15 protein-coding genes are annotated in these 22,204 nt (G+C 60.7%); 8 read left to right on the top strand and 7 right to left on the bottom strand.

Annotation, left to right across the window (positions count from 1 at the left end; all coding sequences use genetic code 11):
- Positions 1-42: 42 nt before the first annotated feature.
- Genes CU_RS10205 through CU_RS09530 form a run of 3 tightly spaced genes read left to right on the top strand, consistent with a single transcriptional unit; the run spans position 43 to position 3,537 of the window.
- Positions 43-510, top strand: a complete 468-nt coding sequence (locus CU_RS10205; protein ID WP_050816652.1) for a hotdog family protein — start codon at positions 43-45, stop codon at positions 508-510.
- Positions 507-2,132, top strand: a complete 1,626-nt coding sequence (locus CU_RS09535; protein ID WP_012361137.1) for a class I adenylate-forming enzyme family protein — start codon at positions 507-509, stop codon at positions 2,130-2,132. The genes CU_RS10205 and CU_RS09535 overlap by 4 nt, the downstream gene beginning before the upstream one ends.
- The gene (locus CU_RS09530) at positions 2,125-3,537 is read left to right on the top strand and encodes an APC family permease (protein WP_012361136.1); all 1,413 of its coding nucleotides are present in this window, start codon (positions 2,125-2,127) and stop codon (positions 3,535-3,537) included. Before CU_RS09535 ends, CU_RS09530 begins: the two co-directional genes overlap by 8 nt.
- Positions 3,538-3,540: 3 nt before the next feature.
- On the opposite strand, the gene CU_RS10530 is transcribed toward CU_RS09530, so the two are convergent.
- From CU_RS10530 to CU_RS09520, 3 genes are all read right to left on the bottom strand, one after another.
- Entirely contained in the window at positions 3,541-4,137 is a 597-nt protein-coding gene (locus CU_RS10530; RefSeq protein ID WP_157727792.1) for a TetR/AcrR family transcriptional regulator, read from the bottom strand.
- Positions 4,138-4,311: 174 nt separating this feature from the next.
- Positions 4,312-6,153: a 2-isopropylmalate synthase gene (gene leuA / locus CU_RS09525; protein WP_012361134.1), complete on the bottom strand. Its 1,842-nt coding sequence runs from the start codon at positions 6,151-6,153 to the stop codon at positions 4,312-4,314.
- A gap of 406 nt (positions 6,154-6,559) precedes the next feature.
- Entirely contained in the window at positions 6,560-7,570 is a 1,011-nt protein-coding gene (locus tag CU_RS09520; RefSeq protein ID WP_012361132.1) for a class C sortase, read from the bottom strand.
- Positions 7,571-8,107: 537 nt separating this feature from the next.
- Between CU_RS09520 and CU_RS09515 the strand changes: the two genes are divergently transcribed.
- The 4 genes from CU_RS09515 (at position 8,108) to CU_RS09500 (ending at position 14,712) form a co-directional block, all read left to right on the top strand.
- On the top strand, positions 8,108-9,589 hold the full coding sequence (locus CU_RS09515) for a SpaH/EbpB family LPXTG-anchored major pilin (protein ID WP_012361131.1): 1,482 nt from the start codon (positions 8,108-8,110) through the stop codon (positions 9,587-9,589).
- 98 nt (positions 9,590-9,687) lie between these two features.
- Positions 9,688-10,626: a class C sortase gene (locus CU_RS09510; protein ID WP_012361130.1), complete on the top strand. Its 939-nt coding sequence runs from the start codon at positions 9,688-9,690 to the stop codon at positions 10,624-10,626.
- Positions 10,619-11,464 carry an isopeptide-forming domain-containing protein gene (locus CU_RS09505; protein ID WP_012361129.1) on the top strand — a complete coding sequence of 282 codons (846 nt, stop codon included), beginning with the start codon at positions 10,619-10,621 and terminating at the stop codon, positions 11,462-11,464. Before CU_RS09510 ends, CU_RS09505 begins: the two co-directional genes overlap by 8 nt.
- 5 nt (positions 11,465-11,469) lie before the next feature.
- On the top strand, positions 11,470-14,712 hold the full coding sequence (locus CU_RS09500; RefSeq protein ID WP_012361128.1) for a VWA domain-containing protein: 3,243 nt from the start codon (positions 11,470-11,472) through the stop codon (positions 14,710-14,712).
- 146 nt (positions 14,713-14,858) lie between these two features.
- On the opposite strand, the gene CU_RS10200 is transcribed toward CU_RS09500, so the two are convergent.
- The 4 genes from CU_RS10200 to CU_RS09480 form a co-directional block, all read right to left on the bottom strand.
- Complete coding sequence (locus CU_RS10200) at positions 14,859-16,301, bottom strand: Ig-like domain-containing protein (protein WP_050816651.1); 1,443 nt, start codon at positions 16,299-16,301, stop codon at positions 14,859-14,861.
- Positions 16,302-16,331: 30 nt separating this feature from the next.
- Positions 16,332-17,768 carry an Ig-like domain repeat protein gene (locus tag CU_RS10195; protein ID WP_012361126.1) on the bottom strand — a complete coding sequence of 479 codons (1,437 nt, stop codon included), beginning with the start codon at positions 17,766-17,768 and terminating at the stop codon, positions 16,332-16,334.
- A 251-nt stretch (positions 17,769-18,019) separates the two neighbouring features.
- Positions 18,020-19,795: a long-chain-fatty-acid--CoA ligase gene (locus CU_RS09485; RefSeq protein ID WP_012361125.1), complete on the bottom strand. Its 1,776-nt coding sequence runs from the start codon at positions 19,793-19,795 to the stop codon at positions 18,020-18,022.
- A 102-nt stretch (positions 19,796-19,897) separates the two neighbouring features.
- Complete coding sequence (locus tag CU_RS09480; protein ID WP_173362370.1) at positions 19,898-20,743, bottom strand: DMT family transporter; 846 nt, start codon at positions 20,741-20,743, stop codon at positions 19,898-19,900.
- A gap of 168 nt (positions 20,744-20,911) precedes the next feature.
- Between CU_RS09480 and CU_RS09475 the strand changes: the two genes are divergently transcribed.
- Positions 20,912-22,177 carry an aspartate kinase gene (locus tag CU_RS09475; protein WP_012361123.1) on the top strand — a complete coding sequence of 422 codons (1,266 nt, stop codon included), beginning with the start codon at positions 20,912-20,914 and terminating at the stop codon, positions 22,175-22,177.
- Positions 22,178-22,204: the final 27 nt, after the last annotated feature.

Raw genomic sequence — 22,204 nt, 5'->3', positions numbered from 1 at the left:
AAGTAAGTACTTACTTTTTCGAAGGAGTTTAGATTGCTATCTATGAAAGATGTTGACCTTCAGGGTTTGGTGGGAGCCAGGTTGGAGTCGGGCTACTTGAAGATCGACCAGCGGCACCTTAGCGAGTTTTCCCACTCAACATTTTTGGATGAGAAGTACGTTGACCTGACTATCAGTAGAAACAATGCGCTTGGGCCTGAGTTGGTGGATGGCTTTTTGCTGCTGAGTTTGTTGACTTACTTCAGTTTCGATCAGCCGTTCATTGAGGTCGAAGGAGCGTACGGGTTTAACTATGGGCTGGACAGCGTGCGTTTCACAGCTCCCGTCATGGTGGATGAGGAGGTGCGCGTTGTACGCGAGATCAAGTCCGCTGTTTTGAAAACCGATACACGTGCGCGTGTCGTTGAATCAGTCACGATGTACAGGCGCGGATCTACGCAACCGGTGATGGTTGCTGACTGGGTCATGATGTACGTCGATCGATTGGCGGAAGAACGGGGGCGAGCATGAATGTCGACAAACTGATCAAGGAAAAGTCCCTTAGCCAGCTTCTGACTGAAAGTAGAGAAAAGTATCGTAATCAACCGGCTGCTGGCGATGCGACGAGGACTTTGACCTACGAAGAGTTGGGCGCAGAGGTGGACCATCTTTCCGCCCAACTGATGAGGGCTGGCGTTGGGCACGGGGACACCGTGGCATTCATGACAAATCCGTCGGTTGAGTTCATGGTTGCCTACCTTGCCGTTTTGCAGGTTGGGGGAATTTGGCTGGGATTAAACCCTGCCTATAAGCGTCAAGAGCTGGCGCACATTTTGGCTGACGCCGAACCGGACTTGGTGCTGTTTAACCCGAGTCTTAAGGCCCAAAGTGTTGACGAGTTAAGGGCAGCTGTAGGAAAAAACGACAGCTTTAAACCGCAGAATTTCGACGATTTTCATGGCCGTGAAGTAGGGAGTTCGAAGGTCTTCCTTACGCAACGTGATGCTGAGACACTTCAGGCGTGCAGATCGAAGTTGAAGGTCAGTGTGCCGGGTGCGTTGTTTTATACGTCGGGAACCACAGGAAAGCCCAAAGGCGCACTTGCGCACCAAGCTGCATTGGCACGAATTGCGATTGTGCAGTCAAAGCGGTGGGGGGTGTCAACTCCTAGAGTGCTGTGTAATTTGCCGGTGAATCACACTGGCTGCGTGGGAGATATCGTTGGCCCGGTGCAATACGCGGGTGGCTACCTGTTTTTTATGGAAAACTTCGATGTTCCAGCAACTGTCAATGCCATTAAGACGGAACGTCTAAACGCATTGTTTCAGATACCAACCCAAATAATTAGCCTGATGAACTATGACGGCTTTGAAGCGGTAGCTCAAGAAAACCTGTGCTTGGTTGCTTGGGGAGGTGCAGCTCTTCCTACAACCTATGTGATGAAATTGCGCGACTGGGGCATCCGAATGACGACGGTATACGGATCTTCCGAAACAGTTGCGTCCCTAACTTCCAGTAGGGAGGGGGCATCAGTGGACGAGCTTGCCAACAGCGTAGGGGTGCCGGACCCGGAGTTCCGGATGAAAATAGCCGAATCGGCGGATCGCGTGCTGGACTTCACCGAGGCGAAAGGCGTGACGGGTGAGGTCTACGTTAAGCATTGGACCTTCTTGCCAGGCTATCTGAACCTGCCTGAAGCGACACGCGAGGCCTTTACCGATGACGGCTGGCTCAAGACAGGCGATATTGGGAGGGTGACGTCTGGCGGAAACCTTCAACTAGTTGGCCGTACCTCGGAGATGTTCAAGTCTGGCGGGTACAACATTTACCCTTTGGAAATTGAAGATGCGTTGGAGTCTGCCCCGGAAGTCGCGCAAGCTGTTGTCACCTCGGTGCCAGACGATAAGTATTCCGAGGTGGGCTTTGCTTTTGTTGTGCTTGCTACAGATTTTAGTACTTCCAGTCACGTAACGGAAAGTGCTTTGATTCGGCAGTGCAAGAACAAGCTGGCCCGGTACAAAGCGCCGAAGTTTGTTGAGATTATTGAAGGCCTTCCTACGCTGCCAAATGGAAAAATCGATAGGAAAGCGCTGAAGTGTCTCGCAAACGAGTTATCGAAAAAACGCCGTACTGAGGGAGGTCTAAATGTCTGAGCTAAAGAAGACTATAGGTCCTTGGGGGCTCGTGGCAATTGGCGCTGCAGGTGTTATTGGCTCGAGCTACCTCTATTTAGCGAGTTCTCTTTTCGATAACTTCACTCTTGGCGGGGTAGTTATAGGAATGGTGCTTGCGACATTTTTGGCAGCATGTGTCGCTGTTGGTATCGGAGAGCTTGCCGCGATGTTTCCACGGGCAGGTGGCGAGTTTGTATATTCTTACATCAGCTTCGGACGATTCCCAGCATTCTTAGTCGGGTGGCTGCTATTGGCCACCTACACTGGAATTGTTGGCTTTTACATTACGGCTACAGGGCGTTTGATCTCGACATTTGTAGATGGACTCGACGTCATCCCGCTGTACGATATTGGTGGGGGCGTGATGTATCTCCCTATCCTTTTAATCGGACTAGTGCTAGTGGGGGGAACTGTTCTAGTGAACTGGTTCGGCACGGAACTTAGTTTTAAATTGCAGCTAGTTCTCTTCATTATACTGATTGCTATCGGACTATTAATAGTCGTCGTTGCTTTTGGGGCGGGCAGTTATGAAAATACCCGGCCGGCTTTCGGTGACTTATCTCCGGTGGAGGGTGGTGCGTCCGCTATCGCATTTGTGATCCCTGCGTTGGGATTCCTCACTGGATTTTCGGTAGTGGCGGTATTGTCCGAAGAAGCCGATGTGAGGCCTAATCAATTGGGAAGATTAATCGTTCTTTCGGTGCTGATCGCTGGTCTATTTTATGCCATCATTTTCTATGCTACCGGGTGGATCATTCCTTGGCGGCAAACTGCGCAACTAGAGAACGGTACCGTGGAGGCCTTTAGCGTCGCTGGTTTCTCCAATCTCTCCACTTTAGCATTCATTGCAGGAGTGATCGGAATCGTGACAACTGTAATTTCTGTATTCGCTTCGGCTTCGCGATTGGCTTTTTCGTTGGCCCGCGTTGGGTTGCTGCCGACGGTCTTTGGTCATGTTGACGGAAAAACAGGGGTGCCCCGTAATGCGATTCTTCTCATCGCGTCGATGGGATTAATAGTGGGGCTTATTGGGCCCGACGCAATCCAGTGGATACTTAACGTTGGGGGCTTCTTCGTAGCAGCAATTTGGGTGCTGACCGTGTTGGCGTTTTATACCGTACGACGAAATTATCCGAAGGCTCGACGCCCCTATCGGGTTAGGTATTCATACTTGCCGGCATTGGGTGGCGTCGGAGGTCTCATTCTAGTGGCGCTTACGTTAGCGCCTGCGTCACCTCTAGCCTTCCAGAGCCCGTTCGAGTACGGTCTGGTGATCGTATTTCTAGCATTGGGCGTGGTGCTGTACGGGCTAGCTCCCAAAAATCAGTCTAAAGAACAGAGTCTGAAGGGAATGCTGGGGGATTATACTAAACAGATCGAATAGATGCTACGGATTCTGTGACAGATTTTTTATATAGTCATAACTTCCCGCGAGCATACCCTCAAGTGCATTCAGTCGGCGTGAGTAGCTATCTCCGTCTGTACAGTGCGCGTCCAGTGCGTGGGAAACCAAGTTTGACGCTAGCTCAAAGAACTCAATTATCTCAGCTTTGGCGTCAGCGGTTTTTCCTTCTATCCGGTGGGATGCGGCAACTGCCGCATCCCGGGAGGACTCCTCATCGATTTCGCGGAGCTCCTTGAAAAGGGGAACAGCTGATCGTAATGCCTTTAACGTCGGACGTTCTTGGCGGAACCGAGTCATTGCTCCGACTATCTCGTGACCCCAAGATACCCACGCATCTTTGGTTGTGATCGAAGCAGTATTCTCAGAAATATGTCGGATGCGCTCGTCTTCGAGTTCTTTCAGTAGTACTGCGAAGATCGACTGTTTATTTGGGAAATGCTTATAGAGCGTGGCAATGTTGACCTCTGCCCGAGCCGCAATTCGATTAGTGTTGGCGGCCAATACTCCTTCTTCAACGAGAATCTGCTGTGTCGCGTGCAAGATTTTTTCTCGTGTTGTCATGGTTTTCGGCTTAACCATCGTGCTGGCATGTTGAACAATTAGGCGGTTCCGACGCTCTTGGCACGTGTGGGTGTGTTGATGCGTCTTGTGATTTTCCATGCTTTGCGGGGGCGGGGTTGGATCCCAGAGGTTGTAGAACGCTTGTATCTCTCGCGCCGGTGCCCCGCCCCGTCCCCCCCGGGAGCCTCCCTGTTAGCTATTCAGCGCGCGGTTGACCGCGGAGGTCACCGCCTTCAGGGAGGCGTAGGTAATTGAGCCCGCAATACCGACACCCCAGACACGCTGCCCGTTGACCTCGGCCAGAACGTAGGCGGCGGCTTCGGCGTCGTCACCGCTGGTGCGGGCGTGCTGATTGTACTCCTGCACCTCCACGTCCACGCCCAGGGACTCCAGCGCATCGCAGTACGCGGCGATCGGGCCGTTACCGCGGCCCTTGAGGGTCTTCGCCTCACCGTTGAACTCGATCTGGGAGGTCACGGCGGATTCCTCGCCCTCGTTCTGGCCGCCGTCGACGGTCGTGGAGATCACGTCCACCGGGGCGGTGCGGTCCAGGTACTCGGTGGCGAAGATGTCCCACATGGCCTTCGGGTTCACCTCGCCGCCCTCGGCGTCGGTGACTGCCTGGACGATGCCGGAGAACTCCACCTGCATCGGGCGCGGCAGATCCAGGTTGTGGTCGGTCTTCATGATGTAGGCGACCCCGCCCTTACCGGACTGGGAGTTCACGCGGATCACGGCCTCGTAGGAGCGCCCGATGTCCTTCGGGTCGATCGGCAGGTACGGCACCTCCCAGGTGACGTTGCGGACGGCCTCGGTCAGGGTCTCGGAGTCCGCGCTGGCTGGGTCCTCCGGGGTGTCCTCGGCGGCGTCGCGTTCCGCCATGGCTGCCAGGCCCTTGTTGATGGCGTCCTGGTGGGAGCCGGAGAACGCGGTGAACACCAGCTCGCCGCCGTACGGGTGGCGCTCCGGGACGCGCAGCTGGTTGCAGTACTCCACGGTGCGGCGGATCTGGTCGATGTCGGAGAAGTCGATCTGCGGGTCCACGCCCTGGGTCAGCATGTTCAGGCCCAGGGTGACCAGGCAGACGTTGCCGGTGCGCTCACCGTTGCCGAACAGGCAGCCCTCGATGCGGTCGGCGCCGGCCATGTAGCCCAGCTCGGCGGCGGCCACGCCCTCGCCGCGGTCGTTGTGCGGGTGCAGGGAGAGGATGATGGAGTCGCGGCGGTTCAGGTTGCGGTGCATCCACTCGATGGAGTCCGCGTAGACATTCGGGGTGATCATCTCCACCGTGGAGGGCAGGTTGATGATGATCGGGTTCTCCGGGGTCGGGTCGATGACCTCGACGACAGCGTCGCAGACTTCCTTGGCGTACTCGATCTCGGTGCCGGTGAAGGACTCCGGGGAGTACTCCCAGCGCCAGTTGGTGTCCGGGTAGTCCTGGGCGATTTCCTTGATCAGGTGGGCTGCGTCGGTGGCCAGCTTCTTGATGCCTTCCTTGTCCTTACGGAAGACGACGCGGCGCTGCAGCTCGGAGGTGGAGTTGTAGAAGTGGACGATGACGTTCTTCGCACCGGCGCAGGCCTCGAAGGTGCGGCGGATCAGGTGCTCGCGCGCCTGGACCAGGACCTGGATGGTGACGTCATCCGGGATCTTGTTCTCTTCGATGATCTCGCGGACGAAGTCGTAGTCCGTCTGGGATGCGGACGGGAAGCCGACCTCGATCTCCTTGTAACCCATCTCCACCAGCATGTCGAACATGCGGCGCTTGCGCTCTGGGCTCATGGGGTCGATCAGGGCCTGGTTGCCGTCGCGCAGGTCGACCGCACACCACTGCGGGGCGCGGTCGATGACCTTATCCGGCCAGGTGCGGTCCGGCAGGGTGATGTGGTCGACTTCCTCGAAGAAGGGCAGGTAGCGGCGGTTGGGCATCTGGGAGTTGCGCTGCTTGTTCCAGGCTGGCTGGTCTGCCGGGATTTCCCCGTTGGGGGTCTGGATCTGGGCTGGTGCGGAGATGAAGGAGTCGGTGTTGCTCATGGTGTCTTCCCTAAGTGTTGTCGGTGTCGTGCTGTGGCAATGAAAAAACCGACCGGCATGCAAAAACCCCGCGACGGGGAGCCGGTCGGTTTGGTGTGTCTACCTACTAGGCCCCGCCGCGGCTAATAAGGAGAATGGCGCCGCCGCTGCGCAGGTGAGGGGAAATCATGTGGTTCAGTTTAGCGTGAAATGGAACACATGTCAGTTCCATTGCCCGGGCGGGGGTGTTCACCTAGTGGGAAGTGGCCTCTGGTGGCGGAGGCCGGCGCGGTGGCCAGGGTTGCGGCGGTGGCCACCGCCAGGGCGACGGCGCCGGTGGTGGTGAGGCGGCGGGTAGTAGAAGCCTGAGAGGAAGATGAGCTCATGACCTGTAGATCCTAAGCCATCGCCGGTTGCTTTTCGCCCGCTAGCTTTCGGTGCCGGTGCTCGTAGCCTCTTGTGTGCCCTCAGCGCCCGGCGTGGTGGCCTCCTCTTCGCCCGTCTTCTTTCGGAAGTTCTTCCACCACCAGCGGATCAGCAGCAACAGAATGATTGCCGCGGCGGCGAGGATGGCCCACATCCACCACTGCCAGGTGGTGCCCTGCCCGTCGAAGACGGACTCTTCCTGCGGGTCCATCGGCACGCGCTCGGCGGTGATGATCAGCCGGTGGGTATTGATGCCATAGGGGGTGCACGTGATGAGCGTGACCAGGTCCTTATTCGGCGTGCGGCGCAACAGGCTGGTCTTATCCGGGGTGACGACCTCGATATCCCGGACCTCGTACTTCAGCTTCTCACCCGCCGCGGCGATGTAGACCGGGTCGCCCTTCTCGATCTGGTCGAGGTTGTCCCACAGGGTGGCGTTCTGCAGGCCGGTGTGGGCAGAAAGTGCGGAGAGTCGGCCCTCTGGTGGAGCGGGCGGGATGGAGCCATCCTCGCCGGGCTCGCCGGGTGCGCCGACGGGCAGGTCCGTGCCGTAGAGATGGCCCACCCCGCGGGCCAGCACGCGGTCCGAAGTGCCGTGGAAGATCGGCAGGTCGGACTTGATGGAGGGCAGCACAATGCGACCCATGGCCTCGGTCTCGTTCAGGACGGAGAGGTACTTCAGGTAACGCTGGTACGCCGGGGAGCTCTCGTCATCGGAGCTGGTCCACGCATCGCCGGGGTCGATGTCCCCGAGGTTGGCGTTGTAGTGCTGTGCCTCCTCCCAGGCCTTATTGAGGACTTCTGGGGGCACGCCTTTTTCGAGCTCGGAGTAGGCCTCGGCGGCGCGGGACTGCTGGTAGTTATTCCACTGGGTGGCGAGCACCGGGTATAGCAGCACGCCCAGGCCGGCGAGGATGAGGACAACGGCGATGATCGCGTTGGCGTTCAGTTTCTTGCCTCGGCGGGGCTGGGTCGCTGCCGTTGTGTCCGGCGCTGAGGGCTGCTCTGTCATGGGCCTTAATTTCTGCTGAAAGGTGTCGGGGCTCGCTCCGGTGGAGCGTCGAGAATCGAAGTCTATTCTTCGCTGTGAGGTTCCAAAAGACTCAATTTTGACTGTGAGGCGCCAATCACTTTTTGCCCTAAAATGGGCGGTGGGTATTACCTGTGGTTTTATAAAGAAATGATGTTCAATAGGCCAGCGTGGTGCCGGTTTTGAGGGCGCGCCCGACAGGTTTGTTTTGGGGGCAGTAACGCATGTCTCAATCGTTCTTACGTGCGGAGATGGATCAAATGTGTCACTCGTTGTAGATTAATGATGTGCGATTCACTAGGTGGGGATCGCGGGGCTGAAGTCCGGGAAATTGGTGACATCACAACAGCAGTGATCTGTCAACAATGCGGCTTCGGGTGCGCGTGACCACCAGCGATCTTTAAGGTGACGCGGCCGAGGGGGCCAGCGAAGCTTAAAAGCAGCTAACCGGAGTGAATCGCTGAACGTCGAGGGGCGCTGGGCGCTCCAGTCACTACTGATGTAAAGGAATTCACTCCAGTGAAGAAGAACTCTCTGACCGTTCGTTCGGTCACTTTCGCCGCCATCGCTGGCCTCTCCCTGGGCATCGCTGCACCGGGCTCGATCGCCGTTGCGCAGGACGATCAGCCTGCCGTGGTGAAGGCAAACATCGACTTCTCCAAGAAGGGCTCTCTGACGATCCACAAGCGTGATCTCAACGGTGAGAAGGCTATCGAGGGAACCGGTGGTACTCAGAATGCTCCGGGTAAGCCACTGTCCGATGTGAAGTTCAAGATTGAGAAGGTCAATATCGACCTGGAGACGGCAGATAATTGGGCTGAGCTGGCTAATCTGACTGCAGCGCAGGCGCGGGCCAAGGGGATTGACCAGGGCTTCCAGGCTCAGGAGGGAACCACCGACCCGAACGGCGAGGTGAAGTTCGAGAACCTGCCTGTCGGTATCTACGTCGTTACCGAGACTGAAGCGCCGCAGGGAGTCATTAAGGGCGCTCCGTTTGTAATTTCGGTGCCGTTCACGAACTCGACGGGGACTGAGTGGAACTACGACCCGGTCGTATACCCGAAGAACACCAAGGCCGAGGCGTCTAAGGAGGTCGTGGACGCGAACAAGCAGATCGGCGAGGACATCACCTACACGCTTAAGACCCCAACCCCCGCGCTGACCGGGCAACAGGAGGTCAAGAAGTACGTCATCACCGATGACTACGACCAGAATAAGGTCACTCCCAAGGTTGACGGGATCAAGCTGGAGATCGCAGGTGAGACGATTCCGGCTAGCCACTACGCCATTGCTAACGACGGCGACAAGATCACCATCACCTTCAGCAACTTTGAGAAGCTGACTGCTAACCCTTCTTCGCAGGTGGTTACCACCATCCCGGCCACCGTTAAGGCGCAGGGTGAGATCGTGAACTCTGCGGATGTGACCTTCAATAACCCCAACAATGAGAACGAGATCGAGGATGTCACCATCCCGACCAATGAGGTGTTCTCGTACTACGGCGAGGTCAACGTCGTGAAGAAGGACGCCGGCGAAGAGGGCAAGGTGCTCGAGGGCGCGAAGTTCGAGGTCTACCGTTCTGACAATGCCACCTGTGGTGATGCCGATGACGTCCGCATTCTTGACAACCAGGAGTTCGTGACCAACGCTGAAGGCAAGCTCAAGATCGAAGGCCTGCACGCCACGAACATCGAAGACAACAACAAGATCATCGATAAGACGTACTGCCTGAAGGAGACCGAGGCGCCTGCGGGATACGCAACCCCTCAGGGCAAGGCTGCATGGAGCTCCTTCAAGATCACCGCCAACCCTAAGAAGGAAGGCGAAAAGGTTGTCGCTGGTGGCACCATCGAGAACGCTTCGCTCGAGATCGAGAACAAGAAGCAGGACACCCCGAACCTGCCGATGACCGGTGGCATGGGTGTTGGCATCCTGGCCGCAATCGGTGCCGCCATCGTGGCAGCCGGTGCATGGTTCGCACGCCGCGGCGCTAAGAACTAATAGCCCGCTGAATAGGTAAAACCTGGCCCGAAAAGGCAATCGCCCGGGCCAGGTTTCACCCACATCAAGCCAAGCAGAACCAGCCCCAGGAGCACCCCGTGGATCACACCCCCAGCACCAGCGTGGAACCGAAGAAGGAACCACGCCGTGCCAACAGCACCAAGACCAGCCCCGTGCTGGCCGCGGTGCTCGTGATCCTCGGGGTGCTCGTGATGCTGTACCCGGTGACGTCCACCCTGTGGAATAACCACCTCGCCACGAAGGCCGCGCAGGAATACGCGAAACTCGAAAAGAACACCCCACAAGAGGTGAAGAACACCCAGTGGGAGCGCGCCCACGAATACAACGAGAACCGAACCACCGGCCCCATCCTCGACCCCTGGCTCGCCCGCTTCGATAAGAACAACCCGGACTACCAGGAATACCTGGACCAGCTCGACGCGAACGACGCGATGGCGCGCCTCATCTTCCCCAAGATCAAGGCAGACCTGCCGATCTTCCACGGGACAGATAACGACACTTTGCAAAAGGGATTGGGCCACCTCTTCGGCTCCGACCTGCCAGTCGGCGGCAAGGGCACGCACTCGGTGATCACCGGCCACACGGGCCTGGCGAACTCCACCATGTTCGACCACCTCAACAAGGCGGAGAAGGGCGATGCCTTCTACGTCCAGGTTTCCGGCGAGAAACTGAAGTACGTGGTCGACCAGATCAAGGTTGTTCTTCCCACGGAAACCGAGGATCTCCGCCCGGAGCAGGGCAAGGACTACATCACCCTGATCACCTGCACCCCCTACGGGATCAACACGCACCGCCTGCTGGTGCGCGGCCACCAGGTCCCGCTGGACGAATCGGACCACGAAATCTTCGACAAGAACCACGGTGCTGGGTGGCAGTGGTGGATGTACGCGCTGCTCGCGGCAGCAGCTGTTGTTCTGCTCCTGCTGCTGCGGTGGCTGCTAAAGCAAAAGCGGGATAACGAATCCCAGGAAACGACAGAAACGATGAATGACGAAGGGGCTGGCGCAGATGACTAGCCAAGCACGCGCGGCGCGGACCAGCCGCAGCCTCGTGGCGGCCATCGCCCTCAGCGCTGGCCTGCTCGGCGGCGCACACGGTGCCGTCGGTATCGCAGAGGCAGCCAAGGTTGCCGGGCTCAGGGATCAGCCCGGGGTGTCCCGCGACTACGGGACCGACACGCTGAGCATCACGCTCTCTTCCGGCAATGGCGACCCACTCAGCCCTGCCACGGGCAAGGTCGCGGGCGTGACCATCAAGCTGGAACGCCTGCAGGGCATCGACCCGGAGAACGCCGCAGACATGGCGAAGGTCCGCAACACCGGCGCGGACAAGATTGCTGACTGGCCGATCGACCGCACGATCACGGCCGTCACCAACGAGGCCGGCCAAGTTCGATTCCAAGGCCTCGAGAAGGGCATCTACCTGGTCACCTCCCAGGCGCCGGCTGGGGCCGCGGCGGGGGAGTACCGGGAAATCGAGCCTTTCCTCGTGGCGGTGCCTTTCCACACCGTTGCCGATAACCCCCGGCCGGTGGAAGGCGTGATCGTGGCGAAGACGAGCAGCACGGTTCCGCCGACCACCCCACCGACCGAACCTCCGGAGACGCCGCCGTCGACCCCACCGGGGACGCCACCGACGACGCCACCTACCACCCCACCCCCAGGGGACACCCCACCGGGCGAGACCCCGCCACCAGGGGAAACCCCCGGGCCGGGTGATGAGAAAGAACGCGAACAGGGAGACCTGGCGATGACTGGTGTGCAGATCATCGGGCTCGTCCTCGCCGCGGTGGCGCTGATGGGCGCCGGACTGTTGATGCTGTTGATCACGAAGAAGCGAAAGCAAGAAGGGTAGCGACAATGAAAACAAAGTTCATGGGTGTAGCGGCCGCGCTGACCGCCGCGCTCGCGCTGGTTTTCGGCGTCGCTATCCCAGGCGCGCTGCCGAGCCTGCCGGCCCCGACCGCGCAGGCGCAGACCACGGCGATTCCGGTGAGCCCAACGAAACGGGACTTTAAGAACTCCACCACTGTCAACAGCTATACCTTCACGGTCGACGCCGATGCGACGATGAATAGCTTCGACTTCGAAGTCACAGGGAACCACTTCTTGTTGTCGTATGCCCTTTCGCATAACGGCACGCAGTTGAAGTCCGAAACTTTTTCGTCATCCCAAAAGCTGCCGTTCTCAAGGACCGTCAGTGGGCTTGATACAACCCTTAAGAAGGGCGACAAGCTCGATCTACGCCTCCAGTTCAACTACCCACGAGAGCAGGGGTCGGTGTCCGTTACCCCGAAGGGCACTTTGAGCGGTGGCACCACGCCGCCACCGGTTACGAAACCAGACCGTGAATGGACGGGCACGGATACTCATGGCCAGTTCACCATGCGTGCAACCCAAGGGCAGGAGCCTACGGTCACCTTCAGCCGAAAGCTGGGCGAAGATGGGACGCTGAGCGGTGCAATCGAGGCGTGGGTAGCTGATAAAAACGGTTATGACGTCGACGGCGCCAAGGCCTCGACGCTGCGCATCACTGGACCCGATGGTGCTGTTGTCTACAAAGCGAGTGGCGTGCCTGGTAGCACTGGCGTAGCGCCCATCCAGAACTGGGCCGGTGTGCGCTTTACCCTGCGCGACGATCTCAAGGTAAAAGCAGGAAGCACCATTGAGATTGTGTCGCCCTATGGTTTCCGGCCGGCGAACCCCGTCACCGACTCCAGTATCCAGTCCCCCATCGGGCCTGGAACCTTCAAGATCAACTTCGAGAAGGCGAGCAACTTCCAATATCCGAATCAGACGCAGGCAGTCTGTAATCCGCTCACTGCGCGGGGCGATGTAAACGGCTTCCGCATATTCCCGCGCAGCGATGCCAAGCGGCAGATCCGTGAAGTCCGTGCTGTTGGTTTTCTAGACCCTGCCACAGGCCAGCTAACACGCATCAATGAACCTTTTGATGTGGTGCTCAGCCCAAGTGGGCTCAACGATACGGCCGACGTGAGGTTCGCAAAGGCGGTGCCTAACCCCGATAACCGCCCGGTCTGTGCTTTGGTTAATTTTGATGCAGACCGCGAGATCAAGCCCGACAGTTTAGGCAACCAACCAGCCGACCACTTTACGCTCGCAGCCCGTCGCGACGTTTACCCAAAAGACGGCAATGAGGTCTACCAGAATTCCCAAATCGACGCGCCTAGCGATTGGGATAAGCCTGAAGTAGCAAACCCGAAGCCTGCGCCTAGGTGTGGCCAGAACATCGCGATCGTATTGGACGCCTCAAACTCAGTGATCGCCAAGAACGGTGTTGATGCTGAAGCGACCGCGGCCCGTCGAATTGTTGAGGCGCTCAGTGGTACAGCCACGTCGGTCGGTGTCTATAACTTCGCATCTCAGGGAACGCGTTTCAACGACGCCAAGGTTGCGAGCACGCCACTTGCTGATCCCGAGGGGAAGAAGCGGGTCCTTCAGGCCATTGAGAACTATCGCCGCCATATGAAAGATCCTGCGACGCTGCAAAGCCGTGGGCAGGGCGCGACGAACTGGGAGGGAGCGCTCAAGGAAATTGAGGAGTACAACTCCGAGAACCAGAACAACAAATACGATGTTGTTTACTTCGTGACCGATGGTTTCCCAACTTTTAGCGACTCGGATAAGCCCGGTGGCGGCGATGACGGCTCTGCCGGTATTGTCCATGTCTCCGATGTCAACCGGGCACGAGTTGCCGCCGACAAGGTGAAGAATCAAGGAACCCGCATCCAGCCGGTACTTGTGAATATCCCGAAGGATTTTAAGGAGCCCATCGCTAAGGACTCCACCGCTGACTACAACAATCTTGATCGCTATCGGGCGATGTATAACAAGTCCCCGGCGCACGCGATCATGGTGTGGGGAACCGCCGATCCAAATGCAACCTTCGTACGCGACCAGTTGAATTCCCAGACGATGGATGTGTTCGGGCTGCGAGAGGATACGTTGTGGGGACAGGGGCTCGGCGATGTGCTGGCCTCCAACACCGCACCTGCCAAGCAGCCCCTTCCGGATAACCGGCGGAAGGATCTCGGCGACCAAGACTGGAAGACCTGGGCGGTTGATGAACGCACAGCGACGGAAATGGGTGACATTATCTCTGGTCGGGGCACCTCCGTCCTGGCGGAATCCTTCGGCGATTTGGACAAGGTGCTCTCGCAGCTCGCCCTCGCTTCCTGCGTCGGTACCGTGAGTCTTCAGAAAAGTGTTGTAATGCCCGACGGCAAGGCTCCAAATAAACCACAATTGGAAGGCTGGGAGTTCACTGCTCAGACCGAGGGCAGCTACCTGCTCGATCCTCAAGGTGAGCGCGTGGACCAGACGAACGGTAAGACCGATAAGCGCGGCTGGTTGACCTTCAACCTGGAGACGGATGCCCCCGACCAGAAGCCGAAGGTTCGGATCTCTGAAAAGCAGCAGGACGGTCACAGTCTGCTGCGGAACAAGCAGCCCGATGATACTGAGGCTTACGCTGTCTGCACCGCGCACTCCAACAAGGGTGGTGAGGCTAAGCAGGTCATTGTGAAAACACCCGTGAACAGCACTGACGCTTTCGAGCTGGAGGTAGATGCCGATAGCATCGTCAACTGCTCTGTTGTGAACCAAATGGATCCGGAGAAGGGCTACTTCCGGGTTGAGAAGGTGGACGAGAACGGCGAACCGCTGGGCGGCTCCAGTTTTGAGGTGTGGCGCGCTGATTCCACCGGCACGAAACCGACCGGGGATGGGCCGGTGTGGCGAACGGGGCAAGAGTCCACGGTGCGGATGGATCAGGGCAAATACGTCTTGATCGAAACCAAGGCGCCAGGCGGCTACTCACTGCTCCCGCAGCCCATCGCCTTCCGCATCGGACTCGATGGTGTTAAGCAGAAGATTGAACTGACCGGTAAACAGGGCGCTTCGTTCGTCCTGGAGTATGGCCAGGATGAAACGTCTGGACGCACAGGAACCTTCATGAAGGTTGCCAATGTCACGGTGGGTGAACTGCCGAAGACCGGCGGCTACGGCGTGGGTCTGGTGGGGCTCATCGGTGCCGCGCTCGCGGGGGCGGGCCTCCTGTTCGGCCGCCGCAAGACCGCCTAAAGGCCAAACCCAGGCAGGAGAGTGGCGCGTGCATCGCGCCACCCCGGCCTAGGGATTAGGCACATAAAGAAGGGGTGGGCTCAGTACATAACGCTGAGCCCGCCCCTTTCTCGTCTTTGGTGAGAAGGCGGCCTGCTAGCTGCCTTCTAACGCAGGCCCGGCAGGAACTGCACCAGCTGCGCGCCGATACCGAACACCACGCCCAGGGAACCCAGCACGATCAGCAGCTTGTGCCACCACTGCAGCTCCCCAGAAGAACCCTCCGCACCCGGGGTGAGGGAGCCCAGGGAACCAGCGTTGCCCTGATCCTCCTCCGGCTTTTTCGGTTCCGGGTTATCAATATCGAAGCCGAAAGCACTTACCGTGACGGTCACCGGCGCAGACTCGGACTTCTCCCAGATCGCTGCCACCGTGCCGTCGAACTCCTTGGCCACGAACTCCTGGAACTCCGCGCGAACCTTGTGCTTGCCGCGGGCCGCGAACGCATAGTCCAGCACAGCCTTGCCAGTAGCCGGATCGACCTCGGCCTCGCCGATCACCTCATCGCCGGAGTAGAACACAACCTTCGGCGCCGCAGCGCCCTCCGGCACCTCGGGCAGGCTCTCGCCCGCGGAGGTGACCGTCGCGGTGAAGCGAACCTCATCACCCGGCAGGATCTCCGCATCCGCCTCCAGGTCGACCTCGGGGCGGGTGTGCGCGAGCTCGGTCTGCGTGGCCTGGGCGATCACGGTATTCGTCAGGGCACGCGCCGCATCGCCCGCGTGGCAGTAGACGGCAACAGCGGTGCCCGGGGCGCCGTTCTGGCTCGCAACCAGGGAGAGAGCGTTGTTCTTATTGTTCTTGCCAGCAGGGCCAGTGCCCTCCCCAGCAGCGCGCAAGCCGGTGCGGATGGCCGCACCCGGGGTGTCTGGCGCCGTGACGTCGAAGGCGATCTTCGGCAGGCGGAACTGCTGATTGGCATCAACCGCAAGCCCCGCACGAGCAACCCGTCCGAAACCGAAGACGCCATTGCTCCAGTTATCGTTCTCGTTGCCGCCGTTATTCACGGAGTTTGCCCCATCCCAGATGCGGGCGAATTCACCGTTCTCGTCCGGCAGCCCGGCAGCGTTGACCCGCTGCACCACGGCGGGGGGAGTGGCGTTGAGGTTCGTGCCCGGCTCCACGATGCGCAGGTTGGAAACCGCCACGCCTTGTGGCAGCGCGATGTCGTACTTCATGCGCGCTGTGCCCTTGCCGCCGGTAGCCATCTCACCCGGCTGGACGGTGACGGTAAAGGTCTCGCCTGGCTGCACGCGCTCGGGATAGCTCACGTCCACAACGTCGGGGGTGAGAGTCAGCTGGGATGCGTTCCCGATAACTCCGCCGATAGTGCCGGCATCCTCCACGCACTCCAGGTTGACCTGCTTGACCGCTGTGGTCACCGAGGAGGCGCCCGCCTCCTGCTCCACAGCCTCCTCGGCCTGCGCCGGAGCGGCCACGACCAGCCCCAGGGCCAGTGCGATCGCGCTCGCGCTGCCCATCAGCTGGCGGGCACCCCGAGTGCCCACGGTCCGGTGAACCGAAAACCCAGCATTGTTCTTGTTCATCATTGGTGAAAGCCTTTCTGCTGAAGATTCCGGTTAGAACGTGAAGATCGAGCGGAAGAACTCCGCGAAGAAACCGAAGATCTTCTCGAAGATCTCCTTGATGCCGCCGAAGAAGCCCTTCGTGCTCGAGCCCTCGGAGGACGAGGACGAGCCATTCGGCTTCTTGCCCTTGTCTTGCTCATCGGTCTCGCCCGGGGCCGCTGCCACCTCGACGTCGATGCTGCCGGTGCCCAGCACCAGGCTGAGGTCGTCGCGCTGCGGGTGGAAACGCGCCTCCAGGGTGTGCGTGCCGGACTGCAGCCAGCTCAGGTCAGCCTCCGCCACACCGCGGACCACCGGGACCTGGAGCAGCTTCTCGCCGTTCATGACGGCCCGGCCGTTGTCGGTGAAGGTCAGCACGCCGTTGACGTCCTTGGCCTCGCCCTCATTCGGGGTCAGCTCGACGCGGTAGGTGCCGCGTTCCTTCACAGTGCCGGTGTTCGGGCCCGTGATCTGGACGTCGACGGAGCTGTACTTCAGCGCATCCTCCCCGTCACCCGGCAGGGCATTGACGGTCAGCAGGGATGCCGCCGACGCGTCCACTGGGCCAGCCTTATCGCTCAGCGGTGCACACTGGACCGGAGCCCACACGGTACCGAGGACAGGTGCGGATACCTTGCCGAGCAGGGTGAGGAAGTTCTCGTCCTGGCCGTACTGGCCGGCCTTTCCGGCGGTGCGCACGCCGAAGGCCTTCTCGCCCGGGGAGGTGGCGCGGAACTTCGCGCTGACCTTCGGGAAACGCAGGTCCAGCTTGTTCTGGCCTGCCTTGTAGGTCACCCCGCCCTCAGCGCTCTTCGAGGAATTCGGGCTATTGCCAATGGTCTGGTTATCAGCGCTGGCGAAACGCAGGATCCGGCCCGTCGGGTCCGGGTAACCCTGCTCGTTCACAGTGAAGGCCGACAGCCCCTTGATATTGGCGCCGGACTCGTCGATATCCGCACCCACGAAGCTCACCCCAGCAGGAAGGGCGAAGTCGAGCTTCAACCGCGATGCGCTGTCAAAGGTCCCAGCGGGCAGGGGAAGGTCCATCGCCACCGGGTCGAGGTCCAGGTCGAGGGAGAAGACCTCCCCGGTCTTTACCTCGCCTGGGGCGGTGAGTTGGAAGGCTGCCTTCTCAGGGCCGACATGCTGGACACCAGCGACCTTGCTGGGGGTCGCCTTGCAGGAGATCGTCAGTTCCACGTCCCGCACTTGCGGGGCCGCCGGGGTGGCGTCCTTCTCGGAGTCCTGCTCAGCACCTTCGTCTTCAGCGCCTTCCTGGGGCGCCGGGGTCGTGTTGCCACCCGCAGCGCCGTCCTCGTCGGAGTTGGTCGCGCCGGTGGTGGCCCCCTCCGGCGTGGGCACGCCGTCCTCGGCGATGGCCACGGGGGTGAGCAGCAGGGCGAGTGCCGTGGCGGAGCTGGCGGAGGCCAGCGTGAAACGAGTCTTCATTCACACTCCATCGTGAAAATTGGTGAAGCAGTAGCTAATGCTGTGCGCCTACGGCCCCTGGGCATGAACCCTTGGGGGTGTGGGCGCACAAAAGTTACCGAGAAGACTAGCAGTGCTTTGCAGTTGAAAAGAAAACCGCTTCGCCGCGGGTGCACCCCTGTGAACTGGGGCCCGGGAAGCGGAGGGGCCAGCAGGAACGCGGCGCACCAGCGCCGAGTCCCGCCTAGGCCGCGTGACCGGTCGCGTCCGACCTAGCGGCGCTCCAGCTCCTCCAGAATCGCGCGCATCTCCGTGCGGCGCACCTTGCCCATCTGGTCGGCCGGCAGCGCTGCCACGTGGAAGAACTCCCGCGGCACCTTATAGCCCGTCAGCACCTTCTTGCAGTGCTGGCGCAGCGAATCGTGCAGCTTCTCGCCCACGCGGCGCGGCTCGTGCTCCTCGCCCTCCGTTGCCTCCGCCAGCGTCACCGCAGCGACCACGCGTTCGGAGCCGTCCTCCTTCGCCAGTCCCACCACGGCGGCCTCCTTGACCTCCGGGTGCTCCAGCAGCGCTTCCTCCACCTCGGCGGGGTACACATTGAAGCCGCCGGTGACGATCATCTCCTTCAGGCGGGAGACGATCTTCACGAAGCCATCGGCCTCCATCACGGCCATATCGCCCGTGCGGAACCAACCATCGGCAAAGATCTTCTCGTTGAGCTGCTCCTGGTGCAGGTAGCCGCCGAAAACCTGCGGGCCACGCACCACCAGCTCGCCCTCCTCGCCGTAGTCCAGCACCTTCGTGGGGTCGTCCTGATCCACCACGCGGGCCTCCGTATCCGGGAACGGAACACCGACGTAGCCCGGGCGGCGGTCCGCGCTCATCGGATTACCCAGCACGATCGGCGAGGTCTCGGTCAGCCCATAGCCCTCCACTAGGCGGCCATTGGTGAGCTTCTCCCAGTTCTCCACCGTCGCCACCGGCAGCGCCGAGGCGCCCGAGAAAGAGTTCCGCATCGTGGACAGGTCGAGGTCCTTCTCCTCCGCCAGCTTCACGATCGCCTGGTACAGGGCCGGCACGCCCGGCACCCAGGTCGGCTTCTTCTTCTTAATCACCTGCTGCAAAAGGGCCGGTTCCGGGGCCGGGAGCAGCAGCAACTCCCCGCCGATCAGCGGCGCCAGCGCACCGTTCATCGTCATGCCATAAGCGTGGAACATCGGCAGCGCGGCCAGCATCCGCTCCGGATCAGCCTGCTCGCCCAGGCCCGGCACCCACGCCTTGCCCTGGATCAGGTTCGCGCAGATATTCCGGTGGCTCAGCACCGCACCCTTCGGCGAACCGGTCGTGCCCGAGGTGTACAGAATCAGCGCCGGGCACTTCGGCCGCACTGTCGGCAGGGCGTCCTGAATCGCGCGGCGACCCAACCCCGGAGCCATCGCGTCCAAGGCGGCGTCCCAGTCCTCGAACTGAGTCGGACCACCCGTCAGCTTCGCCTTCGCCTTGCGCAGCGCCGGCACCGGCAGGGAGAGCGCGACCCGCTGCAGCAGCGGCATCGACTTCGTGATGTTCACCGTGAACACCTTCTCCAGCGGGGTGGTGTCCACCAGGTGCTGCGCAATATCGGCCGTGTTATCCCAGAACACCGCGACCTTCGCGCCGTGATCTGCGAACGGACCCTCCAGCTCGTGCGCCGTGTACAGCGGGTTGTGATACACCGCCGTGGCCCCCAGGGAGACGATCGCGTAGAACGCCACCAGGTTCGCCGGGCAGTTCGGGAGGACGACGGCCACCCGGTCGCCCCGCTTCACGCCGTTTTCCTTCAGGACGGCCGCGGCCTTATCCACCAGCTCACCGAACTCGCTGTAGGTGATCTGCGTGCCCAGGAACCACATCGCATCCCGCTTGCCATACTTACGCACCGCGTCGCGGAAGATGCTGACCAGGGTGGTATCCCCGTAGTCCAGGGTCGGGGCGGTCCCTTCCGTATAGAACTTCAGCCACGGCTTGGCCTGGTCAGAAGAGCTGTTCTGGGACGGTGCAGTGCTCACGGTGGGGTTCCTCCGGAAAATCGAGGGCAGTGGGTGGGGTTTTGAATCAAGCCCGACTCACGATGATATGCCAGCTACCCCGGCCCGCGTGGCGAGTTCCGGCTAGTCGGTGATCGTCTTTCGGGAGAGCACCACCGTGGACACGATCATGATGATCAGCGCGGCGGCCATGTAGATCCACTCGTAGCCGGAGACGTCGAACTTCTCGCCCAGGATCGTGTACCCCAGCGCGAAAGCGAAGATCGGCTCCACCACCGTCATCGCCGGCAGGGAGTTCTTCAACGGACCCGCGTTGAAAGAGGCCTGCTGCACCGCCGTGCCGATCACTGCGAGACCAATCAGCCCCCACAGCTCCCAACTGATCAGCAGATCCAGCACCCCGGAGCGGGAGAAAATATCCGTCACGGCCTTGGAAAGCACCGCCACATAGCCCATGATCCCGCCGGTGATCGAGCCCAAAATCAGCGCCCGGTTCGCATGCCGCAGCCCCCGGGAAATCAGGTACATCACCGTGAAGATCACCACGCCGATGCCCAGCGCCGTCAGCCATCGCGGCAGGGAGGGCTGCGCCACCCCGGCCTGCGGGCGGCCCAAGACGACGATCACCGCCACCGCGACCGTGAGCAGCGCCGCCCACGCCGTCTCCGATTTCGAAATCCGGCGCCCAGAAAGCTTCGCCGAGAGCGGCAGGGTGAACATCAGGGAGAGCACCAGGATCGGCTGCACCACCAATAAGGTGCCGAAGCCCAACGCCACGATCTGGAGGGCATAGCCCAAAAAGGACAGGCCCAGCCCGGCCCACCACCGCACACGGGTGATCGCCGCGACCACAGAAGAGGTATCCGTCCCACCGGAATCCTCGGCGACCCGGTGCCGAACCACCGTGCCCCACGCGATCGTGAGCGCGGAGGCGAGACCGAAGAAAATCGCCAGTGCGTTGCTATGCATCATCGGAATCCACCCTAAACCAGGCCCGGTTGCCCCCGGCGAACGCCCTCCTATAGGGGCGCGCCTGCGCCTACTGTAATCTGTGTGACACGTAAAACGCCCCACAACGGCAACACGAAAAACCACCCCAAATAACTCCGAGCATCCGGGAAGGCGGGCCAAAACTACATGGCACTCATCGTGCAAAAATACGGCGGCTCCTCGCTGGAATCAGCAGAGCGCATCCGCAGCGTGGCGGAACGGATCGTGGACACTAAAAAGCAAGGCAACGACGTGGTCGTCGTCTGCTCCGCCATGGGTGACACCACCGATGAACTCCTGGACCTCGCCGAGCAGGTCAACCCCGTGCCGCCGGCCCGCGAGATGGACATGCTCCTCACCGCCGGTGAGCGCGTCTCCAACGCCCTCGTGGCCATGGCAATCGCATCCTTGGGCGCCGACGCGCAGAGCTTCACCGGCTCCCAGGCCGGCGTGATCACCACCGAGCGCCACGGCAACGCACGCATCGTCGAGGTCACCCCAGGCCGCGTCCGCGAGGCGCTCGACGAGGGCAAGATCTGCATCGTCGCAGGCTTCCAGGGCGTGAACCGCGAGACGAAGGACATCACCACCCTCGGCCGCGGTGGTTCGGACGCCACCGCCGTCGCCCTCGCCGCGGCTCTGGACGCAGACGTCTGCGAGATCTACTCCGACGTCGACGGCGTCTACACCGCCGACCCACGCATCGTCAGCGATGCAAAGAAGCTGGATAACATCAGCTTCGAGGAGATGCTGGAGATGGCAGCCGTCGGCGCCAAGGTCCTCATGCTCCGCTCCGTGGAGTACGCCCGGGCCTTCGACGTCCCCCTGCGCGTGCGCTCCTCATACAGCAACGACAATGGCACCCTAGTTTCCGGATCGATGGAGGATATTCCAGTGGAAGAAGCAGTACTCACGGGCGTTGCCCACGACCGCTCCGAGGCGAAGATCACCGTCGTCGGAATCCCAGACGCGCCGGGCGAGGCAGCCCGCATCTTCCGCGCCGTCGCGGACGCCGAGATCAACATCGACATGGTGCTGCAGAACGTCTCCAAGCTGGACGACAACCGCACCGACATCACCTTCACCTGCCCTCGCGAGGACGGCGCCCGCGCCGTGAAGCTGCTCAAGGGCATGCAGGAGTCCGGCGACTGGCAGAACGTCCTGTACGACGACCAGGTCGGCAAGGTCTCCCTCGTCGGTGCCGGCATGAAGTCCCACCCGGGTGTGACCGCCGACTTCACCGAGGCGCTGCGTGACGCGAACGTCAACATCGAGCTGATCTCCACCTCCGAAATCCGCATCTCCGTGCTGATCCGCGAGCACGACGTCGATAAGGCCGTCACCGCCCTGCACGACCGCTTCCAGCTGGGCGGCGACGAAGAGGCCACCGTCTACGCCGGAACCGGCCGCTAAACACTACGCCCACAAGAATTTCTCTCA

Source organism: Corynebacterium urealyticum DSM 7109, assembly GCF_000069945.1.
GTDB lineage: Bacteria > Actinomycetota > Actinomycetes > Mycobacteriales > Mycobacteriaceae > Corynebacterium > Corynebacterium urealyticum.
This window is presented reverse-complemented; position numbering and strand designations above follow the sequence as displayed.